17 protein-coding genes and 1 pseudogene are annotated in these 19,480 nt (G+C 62.1%); 12 read left to right on the top strand and 6 right to left on the bottom strand.

Annotation, left to right across the window (positions count from 1 at the left end; all coding sequences use genetic code 11):
* Positions 1-38: 38 nt before the first annotated feature.
* The 4 genes and pseudogenes from ATH90_RS24855 to ATH90_RS29285 form a co-directional block, all read left to right on the top strand.
* Positions 39-1,775 carry a type I secretion system permease/ATPase gene (locus ATH90_RS24855; protein WP_069078320.1) on the top strand — a complete coding sequence of 579 codons (1,737 nt, stop codon included), beginning with the start codon at positions 39-41 and terminating at the stop codon, positions 1,773-1,775.
* On the top strand, positions 1,772-3,097 hold the full coding sequence (locus ATH90_RS24850; protein WP_098467412.1) for an HlyD family type I secretion periplasmic adaptor subunit: 1,326 nt from the start codon (positions 1,772-1,774) through the stop codon (positions 3,095-3,097). Before ATH90_RS24855 ends, ATH90_RS24850 begins: the two co-directional genes overlap by 4 nt.
* Positions 3,094-4,410, top strand: a complete 1,317-nt coding sequence (locus ATH90_RS24845) for a TolC family outer membrane protein (RefSeq protein ID WP_098467411.1) — start codon at positions 3,094-3,096, stop codon at positions 4,408-4,410. Before ATH90_RS24850 ends, ATH90_RS24845 begins: the two co-directional genes overlap by 4 nt.
* 17 nt (positions 4,411-4,427) lie before the next feature.
* Positions 4,428-4,582, top strand: a pseudogene (locus ATH90_RS29285) (DUF2442 domain-containing protein); the annotation flags it as partial.
* Here ATH90_RS29285 and trmA read toward each other — a convergent pair.
* Both trmA and ATH90_RS24835 read right to left on the bottom strand, forming a co-directional pair.
* Positions 4,565-5,644 (bottom strand): tRNA (uridine(54)-C5)-methyltransferase TrmA, encoded by a 1,080-nt coding sequence (gene trmA / locus ATH90_RS24840; RefSeq protein WP_034107164.1) that lies wholly within the window; start codon positions 5,642-5,644, stop codon positions 4,565-4,567. The pseudogene ATH90_RS29285 and the gene trmA overlap by 18 nt on opposite strands.
* On the bottom strand, positions 5,641-6,936 hold the full coding sequence (locus tag ATH90_RS24835) for an NCS2 family permease (RefSeq protein ID WP_034107162.1): 1,296 nt from the start codon (positions 6,934-6,936) through the stop codon (positions 5,641-5,643). The genes trmA and ATH90_RS24835 overlap by 4 nt, the downstream gene beginning before the upstream one ends.
* A 173-nt stretch (positions 6,937-7,109) precedes the next feature.
* Here ATH90_RS24835 and ATH90_RS24830 point away from each other — a divergent pair, with 173 nt between their 5' ends.
* The 4 genes from ATH90_RS24830 to ATH90_RS24815 all read left to right on the top strand — a co-directional run bounded on the left by ATH90_RS24830 (position 7,110) and on the right by ATH90_RS24815 (position 11,325).
* Positions 7,110-7,556 (top strand): DUF4879 domain-containing protein, encoded by a 447-nt coding sequence (locus tag ATH90_RS24830; protein WP_034107160.1) that lies wholly within the window; start codon positions 7,110-7,112, stop codon positions 7,554-7,556.
* A gap of 96 nt (positions 7,557-7,652) precedes the next feature.
* Positions 7,653-8,159, top strand: coding sequence for a (2Fe-2S)-binding protein (locus ATH90_RS24825; protein ID WP_034107158.1), 507 nt, complete (start codon positions 7,653-7,655; stop codon positions 8,157-8,159).
* Positions 8,156-9,145, top strand: coding sequence for an FAD binding domain-containing protein (locus ATH90_RS24820; protein WP_069078317.1), 990 nt, complete (start codon positions 8,156-8,158; stop codon positions 9,143-9,145). The genes ATH90_RS24825 and ATH90_RS24820 overlap by 4 nt, the downstream gene beginning before the upstream one ends.
* Positions 9,142-11,325 (top strand): xanthine dehydrogenase family protein molybdopterin-binding subunit, encoded by a 2,184-nt coding sequence (locus ATH90_RS24815; protein ID WP_098467410.1) that lies wholly within the window; start codon positions 9,142-9,144, stop codon positions 11,323-11,325. Before ATH90_RS24820 ends, ATH90_RS24815 begins: the two co-directional genes overlap by 4 nt.
* A 99-nt stretch (positions 11,326-11,424) precedes the next feature.
* On the opposite strand, the gene ATH90_RS24810 is transcribed toward ATH90_RS24815, so the two are convergent.
* Positions 11,425-12,663, bottom strand: a complete 1,239-nt coding sequence (locus ATH90_RS24810) for an MFS transporter (protein WP_034107153.1) — start codon at positions 12,661-12,663, stop codon at positions 11,425-11,427.
* Between the two features lie 318 nt (positions 12,664-12,981).
* Here ATH90_RS24810 and ATH90_RS24805 point away from each other — a divergent pair, with 318 nt between their 5' ends.
* The 3 genes from ATH90_RS24805 to ATH90_RS24795 are packed head-to-tail and all read left to right on the top strand — an operon-like array spanning position 12,982 to position 15,610.
* Positions 12,982-14,421, top strand: a complete 1,440-nt coding sequence (locus tag ATH90_RS24805) for a cytochrome ubiquinol oxidase subunit I (RefSeq protein WP_034107151.1) — start codon at positions 12,982-12,984, stop codon at positions 14,419-14,421.
* A gap of 1 nt (position 14,422) precedes the next feature.
* Positions 14,423-15,430 carry a cytochrome d ubiquinol oxidase subunit II gene (gene cydB, locus ATH90_RS24800; protein ID WP_034107149.1) on the top strand — a complete coding sequence of 336 codons (1,008 nt, stop codon included), beginning with the start codon at positions 14,423-14,425 and terminating at the stop codon, positions 15,428-15,430.
* Positions 15,431-15,442: 12 nt separating this feature from the next.
* Positions 15,443-15,610, top strand: a complete 168-nt coding sequence (locus ATH90_RS24795; RefSeq protein ID WP_010206690.1) for a DUF2474 domain-containing protein — start codon at positions 15,443-15,445, stop codon at positions 15,608-15,610.
* Positions 15,611-15,676: 66 nt separating this feature from the next.
* Here ATH90_RS24795 and ATH90_RS24790 read toward each other — a convergent pair whose 3' ends face one another.
* Both ATH90_RS24790 and ATH90_RS24785 read right to left on the bottom strand, forming a co-directional pair.
* Positions 15,677-16,801, bottom strand: a complete 1,125-nt coding sequence (locus tag ATH90_RS24790; protein WP_098467409.1) for a methyltransferase — start codon at positions 16,799-16,801, stop codon at positions 15,677-15,679.
* Between the two features lie 160 nt (positions 16,802-16,961).
* A complete protein-coding gene (locus ATH90_RS24785; protein ID WP_034107145.1) occupies positions 16,962-17,672 on the bottom strand; it encodes a helix-turn-helix transcriptional regulator in 711 nt (236 codons plus the stop codon).
* Between the two features lie 379 nt (positions 17,673-18,051).
* Here ATH90_RS24785 and ATH90_RS24780 point away from each other — a divergent pair, with 379 nt between their 5' ends.
* The gene (locus ATH90_RS24780) at positions 18,052-18,828 is read left to right on the top strand and encodes a ferredoxin--NADP reductase (protein WP_034107143.1); all 777 of its coding nucleotides are present in this window, start codon (positions 18,052-18,054) and stop codon (positions 18,826-18,828) included.
* A gap of 44 nt (positions 18,829-18,872) precedes the next feature.
* Here the strand turns inward: ATH90_RS24780 and mscL are convergent, their stop codons facing one another.
* Positions 18,873-19,292, bottom strand: coding sequence for a large-conductance mechanosensitive channel protein MscL (gene mscL, locus ATH90_RS24775; protein WP_034107141.1), 420 nt, complete (start codon positions 19,290-19,292; stop codon positions 18,873-18,875).
* Positions 19,293-19,480 lie beyond the last annotated feature (188 nt).

The raw sequence follows: 19,480 nt of genomic DNA, 5'->3' as shown, positions 1-19,480 counted from the left end.
CGGCGACGCTGCCCGCTCACCCTTTCGAGAATTCCCAGATGCGCCACGCCGGCAACGAAACCCTGGCCGCCCTCATGGCCTATAGAAGTGGCTTCTTCAACATCGGCCTGTTCTCGGCAGTGATCAACCTGTTGATGCTCGCCCCGGCGCTGTACATGCTGCAGGTGTACGATCGGGTGCTGGCCTCGGGCAACCAGATGACCCTGTTGATGCTGACGCTGATGATCCTCGGCCTGTTCGGGCTGATGGGCGCGTTGGAGTGGGTGCGCAGCCAGGTCGTGATCCGCCTCGGCACGCAGATGGACATGCGCTTGAACCAGCGGGTGTACGACGCCGCGTTCGAAGCACAACTCAAGGGCGGCACCCAGGCGGCCGGCCAGGCGCTGCATGACCTGACCACCCTGCGCCAGTTCGCCACCGGCCAGGCGTTGTTCGCGTTTTTCGATGCACCTTGGTTTCCGGTGTACCTGTTGGTGATCTTTCTGTTCCACCCCTGGCTCGGCCTGCTCGCACTGGTCGGTGCGGTGCTATTGATCGCGCTGGCGTGGGTCAACCATTACGTCAGCCAGGCGCCGATGACCCTGGCCAGCCAGTTGTCCATCAGCGCGAGCCAGCAGGCCACGGCCAACCTGCGCAATGCCGACACCATCGAAGCCATGGGCATGCTCGGCACGTTGCGCGCGCGTTGGTTCGACCAGCATCAAGCCTTCCTGGCCCAGCAAAACCTGGCCAGCGAAAAGACCGCGGCCGTCAGCGCCTGGTCCAAGGGCGTGCGCTTGGCGTTGCAATCCCTGGTACTGGGCTTGGGCGCGTTGCTGGCGGTGCAGGGCGAGATCACGCCGGGGATGATGATTGCCGGCTCGATCCTCATGGGCCGGGTGTTGACCCCCATCGACCAACTGATCGGCGTATGGAAACAATGGGGCTCGGCGCGGCTGGCGTACCAACGCTTGTCGCAGATGCTGGAGGCCAACCCGGCGCGGCCAGCCCGTATGAGCCTGCCGGTGCCCAAGGGCCAATTGAGCGTCGAGCAAGTCAGTGCCTGTGCCCCTGGCAGCCGTCGGCCAGCGTTGGCCAACCTGGGTTTCAACCTGGCCGCGGGCGATGTGCTCGGCGTGATCGGGCCGTCGGGCTGCGGCAAGTCCACCCTGGCCCGGCTACTGGTGGGCGCCTGGGCGCCCCTGGCCGGCAAGGTTCGGCTGGACGGTGCCGACCTGGCCCTGTGGGACAAACAACAGCTGGGTCCGCACATCGGCTACCTGCCGCAAGACATTCAATTGTTCGCCGGCAGCATCGCGCAAAACATCGCACGCTTGGCTGAGGTCGACGCGGATAAGGTCCTCGCGGCCGCGCAAATGGCCGGTGTGCATGAGCTGATCCTGCAACTGCCCCAGGGCTATGACACCCCGTTGGGGGAGGGCGGTGCCGGCCTGTCCGGTGGCCAGAAACAACGCGTCGCGCTGGCCCGTGCGCTGTACGGCTTGCCTGCGCTGATCGTGCTGGACGAACCCAACGCCAACCTTGATGAAGTGGGCGAGCAGGCCCTGCTACAGGCCATCGCCCAGCTCAAGCAACAACGCCGTACTGTGATCCTGATCACCCACAAACCCAACGTGCTGTCCCTGACGGACCAACTGCTGATCCTCAAGGACGGCCAATTGCAGGCGTTCGGGCCGACCGCGCGCGTGTTGGAGGCGCGGCACAAGCCCGCCGCGAACAAGCCCGTATCGACCCTGAGCATGAGCTACCGCCTCGGTGAAGGAAAGCAGGCATGAGCCAGGGCAAACCAGTGTTGATCAGCGATGCGCCGAACAATGTACTGGCGCTGGACGACAAACAGTATTCGCGCCTGGGGTGGCTGTTGGTGCTCGGTGGCTTTGCCGGTTTTCTCGGCTGGGCGGCGCTGGCGCCCTTGGACAAGGGCGTCGCGGTGTCGGGCAAGGTCATGGTCTCGGGCCATCGCAAGACCGTGCAACACCCGGCCGGGGGCATCGTCGAGCGTATCGAAGTGCGCGATGGTGAGGTGGTCAGCGCCGGCCAGGTGCTGCTACGCCTCAAGGAAACCCCGTTGCGCGGGCAGATGCAGTCCCTGCGCAGCCAGTACCTGGCTTCCCTGGCCAGCGAAGCGCGCTTGAGTGCCGAAAGCGAGGGGGCGACCGCGATCACCTTCGGCCCCGAATTGCTCAATGATCCGGAGGCGGCGGGCACCCTGAACCTGCAACGACAGCTGTTCAATAGCCGCGCCCAGGCCTTGGCCATCGAGCAACAAGGCCTGCGTGAAACCATCGCTGGCGCCGAGGCGCAGTTGCGCGGGACGCGGGACTCGCAAGCCAGCAAAGTCCAGCAACGCGCGGCATTGAATGAGCAACTGCAGGGCCTGCGCGAGTTGGCGCGTGACGGTTATATCCCGCGCAATCGCCTGCTCGACAGCGAGCGCTTGTACGCCCAGGTCGACGGCGCCATCGCCGAGGACTACGGCCGTATCGGCCAGTTGCAACGCCAGGTGCTGGAGCTGCGCCTGCGGATCCGCCAGTTGGGCGAAGACTTCCAGAAAGACCTGCGCAGCCAGTTGGCCGACACCCGCACCCGCACCGACGACCTGCGCAATCGCCTCGCCTCTGCCGAGTTCGAACTGGCCAACAGCCTGGTACGCGCGCCGGCCTCCGGCGTGGTGGTGGGACTGGATGTGTACACCGAAGGCGGGGTGATCAAACCCGGCCAGGCGTTGATGGACATCGTGCCCCAGGGCGAACCCTTGCTGGTGGAGGCCCGTGTGCCGGTGCAGATGGTCGACAAGGTCCACCCGGGCTTGCCGGTGGAGTTGCTGTTCTCGGCGTTCAACCAGGCCACCACGCCACGGGTGGCCGGTGAAGTCACCCTGGTTTCGGCGGACCGCCAGGTCGATGAACGGACCGACGAGCCTTACTACACGCTGCGCGCCCAAGTCAGCGCGGCCGGAATGCAACAACTGGACGGCGTACGGATCAGGCCGGGCATGCCGGTGGAAACCTTCGTCAAGACCGGTGAGCGCTCGATGCTCAACTACCTGTTCAAACCGCTCTTGGATCGCACCCACATGGCCCTGGTGGAAGAATGAAGGCGCTGTTGTTTACCTTGTGTTTCGGTTGTACCTCGGCGGCGCATGCCCTGGGTTTGCTGGACGCCTACGACTTGGCCCTGCGCAACGACCCGACCTTTCAGGCGGCTATCCAGGCGCGTGAAGCCGGTGAGGAAAATCGCGCGATCGGGCGTGCGGCGTTGTTGCCGAATTTGTCATGGAGCTATAACAACTCGCGCAACGAATCCGAAGTGACGGCGGCTGATGCCACCAGCGACCGCGACTACCGCAGTTATGCGTCGACCCTGACCTTGCAGCAACCGCTGCTGGATTACGAGGCCTACGCGCGGTTTCGCCAGGGCACCGCCCAGGCCTTGATGGCCGACGAGCGTTTTCGCGGCAAGAGCCAGGAACTGGCGGTGCGGGTGCTCAATGCCTACAGCCAGGCCTTGCTGGCCCAGGAACGTATCGAGCTGAGTCGTGCACAGAAACGCGCGTATGCCGAGCGCCTGCAACTCAATGATCGCCTGCTCAAGGGCGGTGAAGGCACGCGCACCGATGTGCTGGAAACCCAGGCGCGCCTGAGCCTGGCCCAGGCCGAAGAGATCGAATCCCAGGATGCCCAGGACAGCGCCCTGCGCGAACTGGAAGCCATTGTCGGCCAACCGCTGCAGATCGAAGAGCTGGCGCCGCTGACGCCTCAATTCGACATCCCGCCCCTGCAGCCCAACCGTTTCGAAACCTGGCGCGAAATGGCCATGGCCAATAACCCGGAGCTTAAATCCCAGCACCATGCTCTGGAGGTGGCCTCCTATGAAGTGGAGCGCAAACGCGCTGGTCACCTGCCCAAGGTCAGCCTGTACGCCACCAGCCGCCAGACCCGCTCCGACTCGGAAAGCAGCTACAACCAGAAGTACGACACCAACAGTGTTGGCATCCAGGTCAGCCTGCCGCTGTTTGCCGGCGGCGGGGTATCGGCCTCCACCCGCCAGGCGGCGAACCAGCTGTCCCAGGCCCAATATGAGCTGGACGCGCAAACCTCCACCACGCTGGTGGAGTTGCGCAAGCAGTTCAACCTCAACACCAGCGGCGCGGCGAAGGTGCGCGCCTATGAAATGGCCGTCAGCTCGGCCACCGCCTTGGTCACGGCGACCCAGAAAAGTGTCACCGGCGGCGAACGGGTCAACCTCGACGTGCTCGACGCCGAACAGCAACTTTTCACCGCACGCCGCGACCTGGCGAATGCGCGGCATGCGTATTTGCTGGCGAGGATTCAGTTGAAGTATTACGCGGGGGTGCTGAGCGAACAGGATTTGCGCGCGTTGGCGGGGTATTTCCGGCCCTCGGCATGAGGGGTGGTTGCCACAAACAACCCCTGATGGACTTGGCCACCCGCCTGGCTGCCCCGTGCAACGGTTGCACAAGAGCGCCGCCAAGGCCGCCGCCGCCCGCGCCAATGGCATGAAGGGCGGGCGGCCGCGCAAGGAGGAACCGGAAGACGTTGAGTTACCGCCGGGTCAATAACACCCCGGATTCCATGTGGTGCGTCCACGGGAACTGGTCAAACATTGCACACTGGGTAATGCGGTGCGTGTCATGCAGTTGCGCAATGTTCGCCGCCAGCGTTTCCGGGTTGCAGGAGATGTACAGGATGTTGTCGAAGCGCCGGGTCAGTTCGCAGGTGTCCGGGTCCATGCCGGCGCGCGGCGGGTCGACGAAGACGCTGCCGAACTCGTAGCGCTTCAAATCGATGCCGTGCAGGCGGCGGAACGGGCGCACTTCGTTGAGCGCTTCGGTGAGTTCTTCGGCGGAGAGGCGCACCAGGGTTACGTTACCCACCGCGTTTTCATCGAGGTTGCTCAGGGCGGCATTCACCGAGGTCTTGCTGATTTCGGTCGCCAGCACGTTACGCACGCGCGTTGCCAAAGGCAGGGTGAAGTTGCCGTTGCCGCAGTAGAGCTCGAGCAAATCATCCGGGCGATCGCCCAGGGCCTCATAGGCCCAGTTGAGCATCTTCTGGTTCACCGTACCGTTGGGCTGTGTGAAGGCCCCCTCAGGTTGGCGGTAGCTGAAGGTACGGCCGCCGACGTCGAGTTTTTCCACCACGTAGTCATGGCCGATCACATCACGCTTGCCCTTGGAGCGGCCGATGATGCTGACATTCAAGTCGGCCGCCAGCTGGCGTGCGGCGGTGTGCCAGTGTTCATCCAGCGGGCGGTGATAACACAGGGTGATCATCGCATCGCCGGCCAGGGTGGTGAGGAACTCCACCTGGAACAGCTTGTGGCTCAGGGCGGCGCTCGCTTGCCAGGCAGCCTTGAGTTGCGGCATCAACTGGTTGATGCGCTGGCTGGCGATGGGGAACGCTTCGATCAGGATCGGCGTGCGCTTGTCGTCCTGGGAGAACATCGCGTAGTGGCGCTCACCGCCTTCGCGCCACAGTCGGAACTCCGCGCGCAGGCGGAAGTTCTGCAGCGGCGAGTCGAAGACCTGCGGCTCTGGCGCGTCGAACGGGGCCAGCAGGTCACGCAAGCGCGTGACCTTGTCTTGCAGTTGAGCGGTGTAGCTTGTGGCGTCAAAAGTCATGCGTTGAACCAGCCCAGCTTGATCACGAACAGAATCGACAGAATCACCAGGGCCGGGTTCAGCTCACGGTAGCGGCCCGAAAGCAGCTTGATGGCGGTCCAGGCGATGAAACCGAAGGCGATGCCGTTGGCGATGGAGTAAGTGAAGGGCATCGCCAGGGCGGTGACCACCACCGGCGCTGCAACAGTGATGTCGTCCCAGTCGATTTCGGCCAGGCCCTGGGTCATCAGCACCGCCACGAACAGCAGTGCAGGCGCTGTGGCGTAGGCCGGCACGCTGGCGGCCAGTGGCGAGAAGAACAACGCCAGCAGGAACAGGAGGGCGACCACAATGGCGGTCAGGCCGGTGCGGCCGCCGGCGCTCACGCCTGCAGCCGACTCGATGTAGCTGGTGGTGGTCGAAGTGCCCAGCAGGGAACCGGCCATGGCAGCGGTACTGTCGGCGATCAGCGCACGGCCCATTTTCGGCATGTGGCCGTCCTTGCCCATCAGGCCGGCGCGCTTGGCCACGCCGATCAAGGTGCCGGAGTTATCGAACAGGTCGACGAACAGGAAGGCGAAGATCACGCTGACCAGGCCGATGTCCAGCGCGCCTTTGATATCCAGTTGCAGGAAGGTCGGGGCCAGGGACGGTGGTACCGAGGTGACACCGATGAATGGGGTAAAGCCCAACACGATGGACGCGATGGTCACCGCCAGGATGCCGATCAGCACCGCACCGCGAACGGCCAGGGCTTCCAGCGCGACGATCAGCACGAAACCCAGGGTGGCCAGGATCGGCGCCGGTTGTTTCAGATCGCCCAGGCCCACCATGGTGGCCGGGTTGCTCACCACGATACCGGCGTTATGCAAGGCGATCAGCGCCAGGAACAGGCCGATACCGGCGGCAATCGCCGAGCGCAGGGGCAAGGGGATCGCGTTGATGATCCATTCACGAATGCGGAAGATCGACAGCAGGAAGAACAGCACCGCCGAGATAAATACCGCACCCAGCGCCACCTGCCAGGTGTGGCCCATGTGCAGGACCACGGTGTAGGTAAAGAAGGCATTGAGGCCCATGCCCGGCGCGAGTGCGATCGGGTAGTTGGCGATCAGGCCCATTACGGTCGAACCGATCGCGGCTGCCAGGCAGGTCGCGACGAAGACTGCGCCCTTGTCCATGCCGGTCTCGCCGAGGATGCTCGGGTTCACGAACAGAATGTAGGCCATGGCCAGGAATGTCGTGATGCCCGCGAGTATCTCGGTGCGCACGTTGGTGTTGTGTGCCTTGAGTTGAAACAGCTTTTCCAGCATGCCTGCTCCCTGTGACGCTATGTTGCGTCGTGATTTGTTGACCTCTAAGTCAAAGCACAAACTGCGCCAAGCGCCTGTGGTTTCAGAGAGGATCGGAAAAAGCGGCGCATCATACCAGCAGCCGAGGCCTTGAGGCATACTGCGCCGACGTTTAAACGAAGGTCACCCGCAGCATGAAAAACGCCAGCCCGTGGAGTCTAGCCCTGATCCCCTGTATCAGCCTGTTGCTCGGCGCAGCACCGGCCTGGGGCGCGACTGCACCGCCCTTGAGCGAAGTGCGCGTGTTCAAGGTTGAGTCGGCGCGTTGCACCGAAACCATTCCCGAACGCGCTCAGAGCACGCAGATGTGCACGCACCGCGGGCCTACCAAGGTTTCTGTCATGGAAGTGGGCCTGGGCAACAACCCCATGGGCCGCTTTGATGGCGCGGAACTGAACGGGCAGCGCACGCCGGTCTGCCAGGTGGGTAACGTCAGCGAGGCCTGTAATGGTCAAGGCACGTTAATGGGCTACATCTATGTATTTGACCTGAATGTCGAAGCCCAGGGCTGGTTCCAATACAGCAACTCTTCCATCAACCCGCCGCAAAGTACGCTGACGACGCTGCTTAATATCCGCTGATCAATCACCTTGAACGCTCAATACCCGAGGAAGTCGTACCCCTGAGACGGCGACTTTCCTGAACGCCGCGGATGTATACCGACCCGTGAGGTGTTTATGAGCGCGACCCCCAATGGCGCGGCGGCCCAACCGTTCGCCAGCCACTCGATACGCCTGAGCCTCAACGGCCAGGACCGCCAACTGGATGTGTTGCCCTGGACCACGCTCCTCGACCTGTTGCGCGAGCAGCTCGACCTGGTCGGCAGCAAAAAAGGGTGCGACCACGGCCAATGCGGCGCCTGCACGGTGTTGCGCGACGGCAAGCGAATCAATGCCTGCCTGACCTTGGCGGTGATGTGCGACGGTGCCGAGCTGACCACCATCGAGGGCCTGGCCGACGGCGACCAGCTGCACCCCATGCAGCAAGCCTTTATCAAGCACGATGCCTTCCAGTGCGGTTACTGCACACCCGGCCAAATCTGTTCCGCCGTGGGCCTGGCCAATGAAGGCCGCGCCCACGACACCGCGCAAATCAAAGAGCTGATGAGCGGCAACCTGTGCCGCTGTGGCGCCTACAGCAATATCCGCGATGCCATCGAGGAAGTCGTGGGAGGTGAGCAATGAACCCCTTCCATTACAGCAAGCCGGCCGACGTTCAGGAGGCCGTGCACCTGAGCAGTGGCGTCTCGCGCTTTATTGCCGGTGGCACCAACCTGCTGGACCTGATGAAAGAAAACATCAGCCGCCCCGAGCATCTCATTGATATCACCGGCCTGCCGTTGCATGACATTCAGGAAACGGCCGAGGGCGGGCTGTTGATTGGCGCCCTGGTGAGCAATGCCGACCTGGCTTGGCACCCGCTGATCGAACAGCGTTACCCACTGCTGTCCCAGGCCATCCTGGCCGGTGCCTCGCCGCAGCTGCGCAACATGGCCAGCACCGGCGGCAACCTGTTGCAGCGCACCCGTTGCTATTACTTCTATGACGCCACCGTGCCGTGCAACAAGCGCCAGCCCGGCAGTGGTTGCCCGGCGCGAACCGGCTTGAACCGCATCCACGCGATCCTTGGCGCCAGTGAACAGTGCGTGGCAACCCATCCGTCGGACATGTGCGTTGCCTTGGCCGCGTTGCAAGCGCGTGTGCATGTCGAAGGGCGTGCCGGTGCGCGGATCATCGAGTTTGCCGATTTCCACCGCCTGCCCGGTGACACACCACAACGTGACAACCTGCTGGCCGACGATGAGCTGATCACCGCTATCGAGCTGCCCGCCGATAACCTGGCGAGCCACAGCAACTATCTGAAAATCCGCGACCGTGCGTCTTATGCCTTCGCCCTGGTGTCCGTTGCCGCAGCGCTTGAGTTGGACGGCGACGTCATCGTCGATGCACGCCTGGCCCTGGGCGGCGTGGCCCACAAGCCTTGGCGCGACCGCGCCGTGGAAGCCGGGCTGATCGGCCGGGTCGTCAGCCGCGAAACCTTCAGCCACGCCGCCGACGCCCTGCTGCAAGACGCCGAGCCACTGGCGCACAACGGCTTCAAGATCAAGCTGGCACGCCGGGGGATCATTCGTGCCCTGAGTGACGCCGCTGTCGCAGGAGAACGCCCATGACCGCTATCGGCAAACCGTTGGACCGGGTTGACGGTCTGCTCAAGGTCACCGGCCAGGCCCGTTATGCCGGTGAGTTTCCCGAGGACGGCCTGCTGCATGGCAGCGTGGTGTCCAGCACCGTCGCCAAGGGCCGCGTACTGCGCATCGACGCTTCCAGGGCGCTGGCGCTGCCGGGTGTGGTAGAGGTGATCCATCACCTCAATCGGCCAGCAATCGCCAGCTACGACGAGGCGTTCCAGGACGACGACGCCGCTGACGGCTCGCCGTTTCGCCCGCTGTACAACGACCGCGTGTTGTACAGCGGCCAGCCCCTGGCGTTGGTGATCGCCGATAACCTTGAGTTGGCGCGGCATGCCGGTTCCCTGGTGGACATCGAGTACGAAACCGAAGCCTTCGAAACCGACCTGGTAGCCTTGCAGGAACAGGCGTATGTCTCGCCGCAAACCCCGCCTGCGCCGCGCGGCAACTTCCAGGCCGAGTGGGCCGGCGCCGCTGTCAGCCTGGATGTGCACTACAGCACGCCCATCGAGCACCACAATCCGATGGAGCCCCACGCCAGCACCGTGCTGTATCAGCCGGACGGCACCCTGCATATCCATGACAAGACCCAGGGCCCGCAGAATTGCCAGGCCTATGTGCAAGACGTCTTCGGCCTGGATAAAAGCCAGGTGCGCGTCTTCGCCGCCTTCGTTGGCGGCGCCTTTGGCTCCGGCTTGCGCCCGCAGTACCAGTTACCCCTGGCGGTGATGGCGTCCCTGGCGCTCAAGCGCTCGGTGCGCGTCACCTTGACCCGCCAACAGATGTTCACCTTCGGCTACCGCCCGCGCACCTTGCAGCGTTTGCAAATGGGCGCCGCCGCCAATGGACGCCTGCTGGCACTGGGGCACACCGCCATCGGCCAGACATCGCGCTTTGAGGATTTCAGCGAACATGTAGTGGAGTGGAGCGGCATGCTTTACCACTGCGATAACGTGCAACTGACCTACAAACTGGTGCCACTGGACGTGTTCACCCCGCTGGATATGCGCGCACCTGGCGCGGCCCTTGGGGTGATCGGCCTGGAGTGCGCGATGGATGAACTGGCCTGCGAACTGGGCATCGACCCGGTGCAACTGCGCCTGATCAACTACGCCGAGCGTAACCAGAACGAAGACAAACCCTGGTCGAGCAAGGCCCTGCGCGAGTGTTACAGCGAAGGCGCCGAGCGGTTCGGCTGGCGCCAGCGCAACCCGGAACCGCGCAGCATGCGCGACGGCCGCCAGTTGATCGGTTGGGGCATGGCCGGCGGGGTGTGGGAAGCCATGCAGATGAAGGCCAGCGCCAAGGCGCGGATCGACGCCCAGGGCAAGCTGACGGTCAGCAGCGCCACCACCGATATCGGCACCGGCACCTACACGGTGATGACCCAGATCGCGGCGCAAGCCAGTGGCGTGGCGGTCGAGGATGTCGCCTTTCTGTTGGGCGACTCGTCATTGCCCACCGCACCGCTGCAGGGCGGTTCGTTTACCGTGTCGTCCGTGGGCACGGCCGTGCAGCAAGCCTGCCAAGCGTTGACCGGCAAACTGCTGGCCGTTGCCCGGCAGACGTATCCGGTGTTCAAGGATGCCGAGTCCGTACGCTTCGAAGACGGTCAGTTGCATACCGGCGACGTGAGTGTGTCGCTGGCGCAGCTGGTCAAGGACAGTGGCGAAGACACGCTGGAAGTACAGGTCGACAGTGAGCCCGACAAAAAACGCGAGGGCTACAGCACCGCCACCCACTCGGCAGTCTTCGTCGAGGTGCAGGTGGATGAAGACCTGGGCACCATCAAGGTCAGCCGGGTAGTCAGTGCGATCGCCGCCGGGCGGGTGGTCAACCCGAAGATGGCTCGCAGCCAGATCCTTGGCGGCGTGGTGTGGGGCATCGGCATGGCCCTGCACGAAGAAACCCAGATCGACCATCAGTTGGGGCGCTACATGAACCACAGCCTGGCCGAGTACCACATCCCGGTAAACGCGGATATTGGCGAGATTGATGTGGTGTTTGTCGAGGAACAGGACGAGATCGTCAATGCCCTGGGGTCCAAGGGCGTGGGTGAGATCGGCATTGTCGGGGTCGCGGCGGCAGTGGCGAATGCGATTTACCACGCCACCGGCAAGCGGGTGCGGGAGTTTCCCATCACCCTGGAGAAGGTCCTCTGACCCGACCTATGACCCGCTGAAGATCCACTGTGGGAGCTGGCTTGCCTGACACACCGCTATCGCGGGCAAGCCCGGCTCCCACAGCAACTGAGGCACACCTCAGGCTTTGGGCTCTTCCACCGGCACGTGCATGCGGTCGCGATTGGCCAGGCTCGGGAACAACTTGATCCAGACCCCGGTCACCACCAGCGTACCGATTCCGCCCATGACCACGGCGGGCACGGTGCCGAACCAGTGGGCGGTAATGCCGGACTCGAACTCGCCCAATTGGTTGGACGCGCCAATAAACAGGCCGTTGACGGCACTGACGCGCCCGCGCATTTCATCTGGGGTTTCCAGCTGCACGAACGATGCGCGAATCACCATGCTGATCATGTCCGCCGCTCCCAGCACCACCAGCACTGCCAGGGAGAACCAGAACGAAGTGGACAGGCCAAAAGCAATGGTCGCTACTCCGAACACACCGACGGCGGTGAACATGACGCGGCCGACATGGCGATCCACGGAGAACCGCGCCAGCCACAGCGACATCAACAACGCACCCACCGCCGGCGCCGACCGCAGCAAGCCCAGGCCCCAGGCGCCGGTCAGCAGGATGTCCTTGGCGAACACCGGCAGCAACGCGGTGGCGCCGCCCAGCAACACGGCGAACAGGTCGAGGGAGATGGCGCCGAGGATGTCCGGGCGACTGCGGATAAAACGGATCCCGGCCAGCAGCGAATCCAGGGTGGCCTTGCCTTTGTTGAGTGGGGTCTGGCGGGCGGGCAGGTTGAGGGTCAGCACGCAGGCGATGAGGTACAGCGCGACAGTGGGGCCATACACCCAGACGCTGCCAAAGGCATAGAGCAAACCGCCGAGCGCCGGCGCGACAATGGTCGCCAGTTGCTGGGCCGACTGCGACGAGGCCACCGCGCGCGGGAACAATGCGCTGGGTACGATGCTCGGCAGCATGGCCTGGGTGGTGGGCATTTCGAACGAGCGTGCCGCGCCGAGCAGGAAGGCGAGGATGAAGATCATCTCGCGGGTCACGTTGCCGGTCAGGCCGCCAATGGCCAGGGACAGGGCGATCAATGCCTGCACGGTCTGGCAGATGGCGGCGACCTTGCGCCGCTCATAGCGGTCGGCCACGTGCCCGGTGTGCAACATGAACAGCACGCGCGGCACGAACTCCACCAGGCCGACCAAGCCGAGGTCCAGCACATTGCCGGTCAATTGGTAGAGGTTCCAGCCGATGGCCACGGTGAGCATTTGGAAGCCGCTGGCGGTGAAGATACGCGCCAGCCAGAACGCAATGAAAGGGCGGTGGTGGCGCAACAGCAACGCGGGTTCGCTAGGCATCGAGGATTCAGGTCAGGGCCGGAAGAAGCGCCGAGATTATCACTAAGTTGTAACAGATAGTTGCAACAACTGAGCTGAGGCAGTCTGTCACGCGGCAAAAGACCACACAGTTCAATCCTGAAAATGGGACTACTCTTTCAGTAATGCTTGATCCAGATCAATGTTCGCCCGGACATCGCTCTGGCGGCCTCAGGGCCAGATTCCCTGCGTGGTTGGTTAAAAAAAGAAACGAATTGAAATTCGCCAGACTCCATATCCGTGGGGGCAGTGGGTGCAGGCTTCCGCCAGCAGCCGGTATTACCTGACAGAGGAAGACTTATGTTCGGTTTGGAGGCGCTAGATCTCGCCCGAATTCAATTTGCGTTCACCATCTCTTTCCACATCCTGTTCCCGGCGATCACCATCGGCCTGGCCAGTTACCTTGCGGTACTGGAAGGGTTGTGGCTCAAGACCCACAACGACACCTACCGAGACCTCTACCACTTCTGGTCGAAGATCTTTGCCGTCAACTTCGGCATGGGCGTGGTCTCCGGCCTGGTCATGGCCTACCAGTTCGGCACCAACTGGAGCCGTTTCTCGGACTTCGCCGGCGCCGTCACCGGACCGCTTCTGACCTACGAAGTGCTCACCGCCTTCTTCCTCGAAGCCGGATTCCTCGGCGTGATGCTGTTCGGCTGGAACAAGGTCGGGCGTAACCTGCACTTCTTCTCCACCGTGATGGTGGCCGTCGGTACGCTGATTTCCACGTTCTGGATCCTCTCGTCCAACAGCTGGATGCAGACGCCCCAGGGCTTTGAAATCATCGATGGCCGCGTGATTCCGACCGATTGGTTCGCCGTCGTCTTCAACCCGTCGTTCCCCTATCGCCTGGCGCACATGGCCACGGCGGCCTTCGTGGCCACCGCGTTCTTCGTCGGTTCCTCGGCGGCTTGGCACTTGTTGCGCGGCAAGGACAACCCGGCGATCCGTAAAATGTTGTCGATGGCCATGTGGATGGCCCTGATCGTCGCGCCTATCCAGGCGGTGATCGGCGACTTCCATGGCCTCAATACCTTGAAGCACCAGCCGGCCAAAATCGCTGCCATTGAAGGCCACTGGGAAAACATCGGCAACGAACCGACGCCGCTCATCCTCTTCGGCTGGCCCGACATGAAGGCCGAGAAAACCAAGTACGCGGTGGAGATCCCTTACCTGGGCAGCCTGATCCTTACCCACTCCCTGGATAAGCAGGTGCCGGCCCTCAAGGATTTCCCACCCGAGGACCGCCCCAACTCGACCATCGTGTTCTGGTCGTTCCGGGTCATGGTCGGCCTGGGGTTCCTGATGATCTTCACCGGACTGTTCAGCCTCTGGCTGCGCCGGGGCGACAAGATGTACACGTCCAAACCGTTCCTGTACCTGGCGTTGTGGATGGGCCCGTCCGGCTTGATCGCGATTCTCGCCGGCTGGTTCACCACCGAGATCGGCCGCCAGCCGTGGGTGGTCTACGGCTTGATGCGCACGGCAGACGCTTCTTCCGGGCATAGCCTGGCGCAGATGACGATCACCCTGGTGTTGTTCGTGGTGGTGTACTTCGCGCTCTTCGGTGCGGGCCTGGGCTACATGATGCGCCTGGTGCGCAAAGGGCCCCAGACCCACGAAGGCAGCGAGCCTACCCACGGTGGCCCTGGCCAGAAACGCACGCCGGCTCGTCCGTTGTCTGCCGCCGATGACGGCAGCGACGACGACCACGCGCACATCCAGCACAAGGGGAATTGAGATGGGTATTGATCTTCCGCTGATCTGGGCCGTGATCATCATCTTCGGCATCATGATGTACGTGGTCATGGACGGCTTCGACCTGGGTATCGGCATCCTGTTTCCGTTTATCCCGGGCAAGACCGACCGTGACGTGATGATGAACACCGTGGCCCCGGTCTGGGACGGTAACGAAACCTGGCTGGTATTGGGGGGCGCGGCATTGTTTGGCGCGTTCCCACTGGCCTACTCGGTGGTGTTGTCGGCGTTGTACCTGCCGCTGATCCTGATGCTGATCGGCTTGATCTTCCGTGGCGTTGCCTTCGAGTTCCGCTTCAAGGCCAAGGACCACAAGCGTCACCTGTGGGACAAGGCCTTCATCGGCGGCTCGCTGGCGGCGACATTCTTCCAGGGCGTGGCGCTAGGCGCGTTTATCGATGGCATCCCGGTGGTGAACCGCCAGTTCGCCGGCGGTTCGCTGGACTGGCTCACGCCGTTCACGATGTTCTGCGGGGTGGCGCTGATCGTGGCCTATGCGTTGCTTGGCTGCACCTGGCTGATCATGAAGACCGAAGGCCCGTTGCAGGAGAAAATGCACAACCTGGCACGGCCGTTGGCCTTCGTGGTACTGGCGGTGATTGGCATCGTGAGTGTCTGGACGCCGCTGACGCACCCGGAAATCGCCTCGCGCTGGTTTACGCTGCCGAATCTGCTCTGGTTCCTGCCGGTGCCGATCCTGGTGCTGGTCACCATGTATGGACTGATCCGCGCGGTGGCCCGTAATGCGCACTACACGCCGTTCCTGCTGACGCTGGTGCTGATCTTCCTCGGCTACAGCGGACTTGGGATCAGCCTGTGGCCAAACATCATCCCGCCATCGGTGTCGATCTGGGATGCTGCCGCGCCGCCGCAAAGCCAGGGCTTCATGCTGGTGGGCACGCTATTCATCATCCCGTTCATCCTGGGCTACACCTTCTGGAGCTACTACGTGTTCCGCGGCAAGGTCACCCACGAAGACGGTTATCACTAGGAGGGTCGTTCCATGTCCGGCAAACCTTCGTTGCACGAGATTGAACAGGCCGAGAAGCAGCCGTTGTGGCGGCGCCTGGGGTGGCTGGCGATGATCTGGACCGGCAGCGTGCTGGCCCTGTTCGTCGTGGCCAGCCTGATGCGCATGTTCATGAATGCCGCCGGCCTGACCACCCACTGACATCCCGATCCGGGCTTCGCGGCCCGGCTTTTCAACCCTGCCTTTCGCGAGAGAAGCAGGGTTTTTTTATTTGCGCGCCTTGAGGATCACGAACTTCGGCGTCGTGGCGACTTGCTCGACACCCCGGAACAAGCGCGCCAGCTTGGTGTGATAGCCCAGGTGGCGGTTGCCGACTATATAGAGGGCTCCGCCCACTACCAGCGCTTCACGTGCCTGTTGGAACATGCGCCAGGCGAGGAAATCACCGACCACCTGTTGCTGATGGAACGGCGGGTTGCACAGCACCACGTCCAGCGATTGCGGTTCTTGCCCGGCCAGGCCGTCGGCGGCACGCACGACGGCATCGCGCTCACCGAGTGCAGCGTGCCAGTTTTCGGCTGCCGATTGCACCGCCATGTAGGACTCGTCTACCAGCGTGTATTGCGCCTCGGGGTTTTGCAGGGCGCTGGCGATCGCCAGTACGCCGTTGCCGCACCCCAGGTCTGCCACACGGGCGCTGCCGAGGTTGTTCGGCAGGTGGGGCAGGAATGCGCGGGTGCCGATGTCCAGGCTCTCGCGGCAGAACACATTGGCGTGGTTCAGTAGCTCGATGGCCGGCGCGTCCAGCGTGTAGCGGGTGGGGTAGGGCGAGACGGCAACGGGGCGGTCTTCAACGGTGGCGATCAGCAGGCGGGCCTTTTTTACCGCGAGCGACGCGTGCATCGGGCCGACATACCGTTCCAGCAACTCGCCCGCTGCCCGTGGCAAGTGCTTGACCATCGCCCCGGCGATCACTTCGGCACCCGGCGCCAGTTGGCCCTGCAAGCGGATCAATTGCTCTTCCAGCAAGGCCAGGGTTTTCGGCACGCGGACCAGCACGCGATCAAAAGGCCCGACCGGGGCCTGGCTGGCGGGAATGAAGGTCACCGCATCAAAGGCCTTGCCGTTGCGCACCAGGTTTTTTTCCAGCCCCTGGGCCGCCAGGAACGAATCGCCGCTGGAGGTGACCTGCACCCGGCCCTGAAGGCTGGCGGCCAGCGCGCCGAAGCTGTCATTGAGTACCAGCACACGGGTATCGGCAGTCGGCTGCTGTTCGGCCAAATGGCTGAGCAGGTACTCATCGGCGGCATCGAAGGCTTGCAGCGGATCGTTATGTTGCTCTGGCTGGCGGATCAGATCGAGCTGGGCGAAGGGGCTTTCGAGCAGGGGCATGGCGGGGGAGGCTCTGGGTAAACGATGGGTGTCCGGCGGTCGCTAGCCGAACCGTCTGAGTGAACATCGGGCCGCACCCCAGGGGGCTGCTCAGCACTCAGAATTGACCCTAAATGTTACGTTTTTTTCGAGGGGATTACATGCGCTGTTTCTGAATCGCTTAAATCCACCCCGCTTGCGCTGCACAGAGCACTGCGGCGATCTTGTTGTTGACGCCCAGTTTTTTGAAGCAACTGCAGATATGAAAGCCGACAGTGCGCTCGGACAGGCAGAGGATGGTGGCGATGTCTGCTGCGGTCTTGCCTTTGCCGGACCACATGAGGATTTCCTTTTCTCGCGCAGTCAACTTGCTGACCGGGCTGGCGTCGGTGTTCTCGGCATATTTCTGCGCGACGACCAAATGCATCGCATGGCATAGCCACAACACTTGGCCGGCTTTCTCGTACAGTTCCTCCGGAAGAACCTCCGGCTCGCTGCGTGCCAGGGTCAGCATACTGAATACCCCGCGGAAGTCATGTACCGCTTGGGTCCAGGCCACGCTGACATCTAGCGTTTGCGCCAAAGACCATAAACTGGGCGAGCCTTCAAACGTTTTTTCCTCCCAGACAATGGGTAATACGGACGCTTTGCAGTGTTTTACAACGGGGTCTACGTCGAAGAAGCGCGCTTGTTCATAGACGGTTGTCCACTCTTTTGGATAGTTGGTGAGTTCAATCGGCTGGGTCGGCTGCCTGGGTAATTGAGCGCTCATCTTGAAGGAACAATACTGGAAACCAAGTTCATGGGTTTTGTTGATAACCATCTCGAATACATGGGTAATCTCGCTCTCGCTTTCCAGCTTGGGGAGCCTTGTATTTCGCCAGTTAACCATCGGTCACTCTCCGTGGGGTCATGAGACTTGGGGACATCCTGGCTCCCAATGCTGCACGAAAATGAGTGTAGGATAATGCCTACATCACGACAGGAAATTTTCGCTCTTGCGTGGCTGGGTTTAAGAATGTTTTGCCACAGGGTTAGTTGGGCTATTGAAAGGGTTAGTTGTGAAAATCCAGCTTTATTAGGGGCTTGAGGAAACCTGTAACGACCAACTAACAGTGCGGATATGAGCGTGCATTGAAGGCTAATAGCGAATTGATTAGCGGTGCAATTAAGTTGCCATCATTGCGTGCTGCGCGATGCCACTACCAACCATAGGTGTTTCCGCGCGCGACTTTGAGGGACACTAGGGCACCTGTAGAACGGAGCCCCCCATGACGGCCAGTGCTGAGAAATTTACCCGCCAGACCCTGCTCGACGTGCAATCGCTGACCCCCAGCCTGTTTACCTTGCGCACCACCCGCGACCCGGGCTTTCGTTTTACCGCGGGCCAGTTTGTACGCCTGGGGGTGACCAAGGCGGATGGCAGCACCGTATGGCGTGCCTATTCCTTGGTGTCTTCCCCGTTCGACGAGCACTTGGACTTCTTCTCGATCGTCGTCCCGGACGGTGAGTTCACCAGTGAGCTGAGTCGTCTGCGGGTGGGCGATACCCTGATGGTGGAACGCCAGGCCACCGGATTCCTGACGTTGAACCGGTTCGTAGATGGCCGTGACTTGTGGATGCTGGGCACCGGCACCGGGGTGGCGCCGTTCTTGTCGATCCTGCAGGACTTCGAGGTCTGGGAGAAATTCGAGCGCATCATCCTGGTGTACAGCGCACGTGAAGCCAAGGAGTTGGCTTATCAGGCATTGATCAAGGCGTTGGGCGAGCGCGAGTACCTGGCCGAGTACGCGCACAAATTGACCTATGTCCCTATCGTCACCCGTGAACAGCATCCCGGCGCGCTGAATGGGCGCATTACCACGCTGATCGAAAATGGCGAGTTGGAGCGCGCAGCCGGCGTTGAACTGACCCCGGAACATTCCCGCGTGTTGATCTGCGGCAACCCGCAGATGGTCGATGACACGCGTCAGTTGCTCAAGCAGCGCGATATGAATCTGAGCTTGAGTCGTCGCCCTGGCCAGGTTGCAGTAGAAAACTACTGGTAATAAAAAAGGCGCCTCAAGCAGGCGCCTTTTTTTCAAGCCGACAGTTACTGAAGCGGCTTGTCGTTCTGTGCCTTGAGCAGATCGCGGATCTCACCCAGCAACACTTCTTCCTTGCTCGGCGTCGGTGGCAGGCTTGGCGCCACGGCCTCTTCACGCTTCAAGCGGTTGATTGCCTTCACACCCATGAAGATCGCGAACGCGATGATCACAAAGTCGATGACGCTCTGGATGAACTTGCCGTACGCCAGCACAACCGCGGGCAGATCGCCTTGCGCGGCCTTGAGCGTTATCGCCAAGTCGCCGAAGTCCACACCCCCGATCAACAGACCGAGCGGCGGCATCACCACGTCGCCTACAAACGAGGAAACAATTTTGCCGAAGGCTGCGCCGATGATAATACCGACGGCCATGTCGACCACATTACCTTTGACCGCGAAGGCCTTGAACTCACTGATCACGCCCATAGGTTATTCCTTGTTACAGATGAGAAGGGTGGAGCTCAGTGTAAATCACTCATAGCAGGCTTGCCTGACACAACTGTTAACACTGTTAGTTTTTATCGACACATCAAATCGCAAATAGTTTGCAAAGTGCCACCAGTCGCGCGCGAAATACCCGTGATATCAGTGGTTTACCACATTAATTTATTAAT

It is taken from the genome of Pseudomonas lurida, from assembly GCF_002563895.1.
Taxonomy (GTDB): domain Bacteria; phylum Pseudomonadota; class Gammaproteobacteria; order Pseudomonadales; family Pseudomonadaceae; genus Aquipseudomonas; species Aquipseudomonas lurida.
This window is presented reverse-complemented; position numbering and strand designations above follow the sequence as displayed.

What these genes read in the sequence shown, in the direction of transcription:
- ATH90_RS24855 (WP_069078320.1), top strand. Translation starts at nt 39, where the DNA reads ATGCGCCACGCCGGCAACGAAACCCTGGCCGCCCTCATGGCCTATAGA.
- ATH90_RS24850 (WP_098467412.1), top strand. Translation starts at nt 1,772, where the DNA reads ATGAGCCAGGGCAAACCAGTGTTGATCAGCGATGCGCCGAACAATGTA.
- ATH90_RS24845 (WP_098467411.1), top strand. Translation starts at nt 3,094, where the DNA reads ATGAAGGCGCTGTTGTTTACCTTGTGTTTCGGTTGTACCTCGGCGGCG.
- trmA (WP_034107164.1), bottom strand. Translation starts at nt 5,644, where the DNA reads ATGACTTTTGACGCCACAAGCTACACCGCTCAACTGCAAGACAAGGTC.
- ATH90_RS24835 (WP_034107162.1), bottom strand. Translation starts at nt 6,936, where the DNA reads ATGCTGGAAAAGCTGTTTCAACTCAAGGCACACAACACCAACGTGCGC.
- ATH90_RS24830 (WP_034107160.1), top strand. Translation starts at nt 7,110, where the DNA reads ATGAAAAACGCCAGCCCGTGGAGTCTAGCCCTGATCCCCTGTATCAGC.
- ATH90_RS24825 (WP_034107158.1), top strand. Translation starts at nt 7,653, where the DNA reads ATGAGCGCGACCCCCAATGGCGCGGCGGCCCAACCGTTCGCCAGCCAC.
- ATH90_RS24820 (WP_069078317.1), top strand. Translation starts at nt 8,156, where the DNA reads ATGAACCCCTTCCATTACAGCAAGCCGGCCGACGTTCAGGAGGCCGTG.
- ATH90_RS24815 (WP_098467410.1), top strand. Translation starts at nt 9,142, where the DNA reads ATGACCGCTATCGGCAAACCGTTGGACCGGGTTGACGGTCTGCTCAAG.
- ATH90_RS24810 (WP_034107153.1), bottom strand. Translation starts at nt 12,663, where the DNA reads ATGCCTAGCGAACCCGCGTTGCTGTTGCGCCACCACCGCCCTTTCATT.
- ATH90_RS24805 (WP_034107151.1), top strand. Translation starts at nt 12,982, where the DNA reads ATGTTCGGTTTGGAGGCGCTAGATCTCGCCCGAATTCAATTTGCGTTC.
- cydB (WP_034107149.1), top strand. Translation starts at nt 14,423, where the DNA reads ATGGGTATTGATCTTCCGCTGATCTGGGCCGTGATCATCATCTTCGGC.
- ATH90_RS24795 (WP_010206690.1), top strand. Translation starts at nt 15,443, where the DNA reads ATGTCCGGCAAACCTTCGTTGCACGAGATTGAACAGGCCGAGAAGCAG.
- ATH90_RS24790 (WP_098467409.1), bottom strand. Translation starts at nt 16,801, where the DNA reads ATGCCCCTGCTCGAAAGCCCCTTCGCCCAGCTCGATCTGATCCGCCAG.
- ATH90_RS24785 (WP_034107145.1), bottom strand. Translation starts at nt 17,672, where the DNA reads ATGGTTAACTGGCGAAATACAAGGCTCCCCAAGCTGGAAAGCGAGAGC.
- ATH90_RS24780 (WP_034107143.1), top strand. Translation starts at nt 18,052, where the DNA reads ATGACGGCCAGTGCTGAGAAATTTACCCGCCAGACCCTGCTCGACGTG.
- mscL (WP_034107141.1), bottom strand. Translation starts at nt 19,292, where the DNA reads ATGGGCGTGATCAGTGAGTTCAAGGCCTTCGCGGTCAAAGGTAATGTG.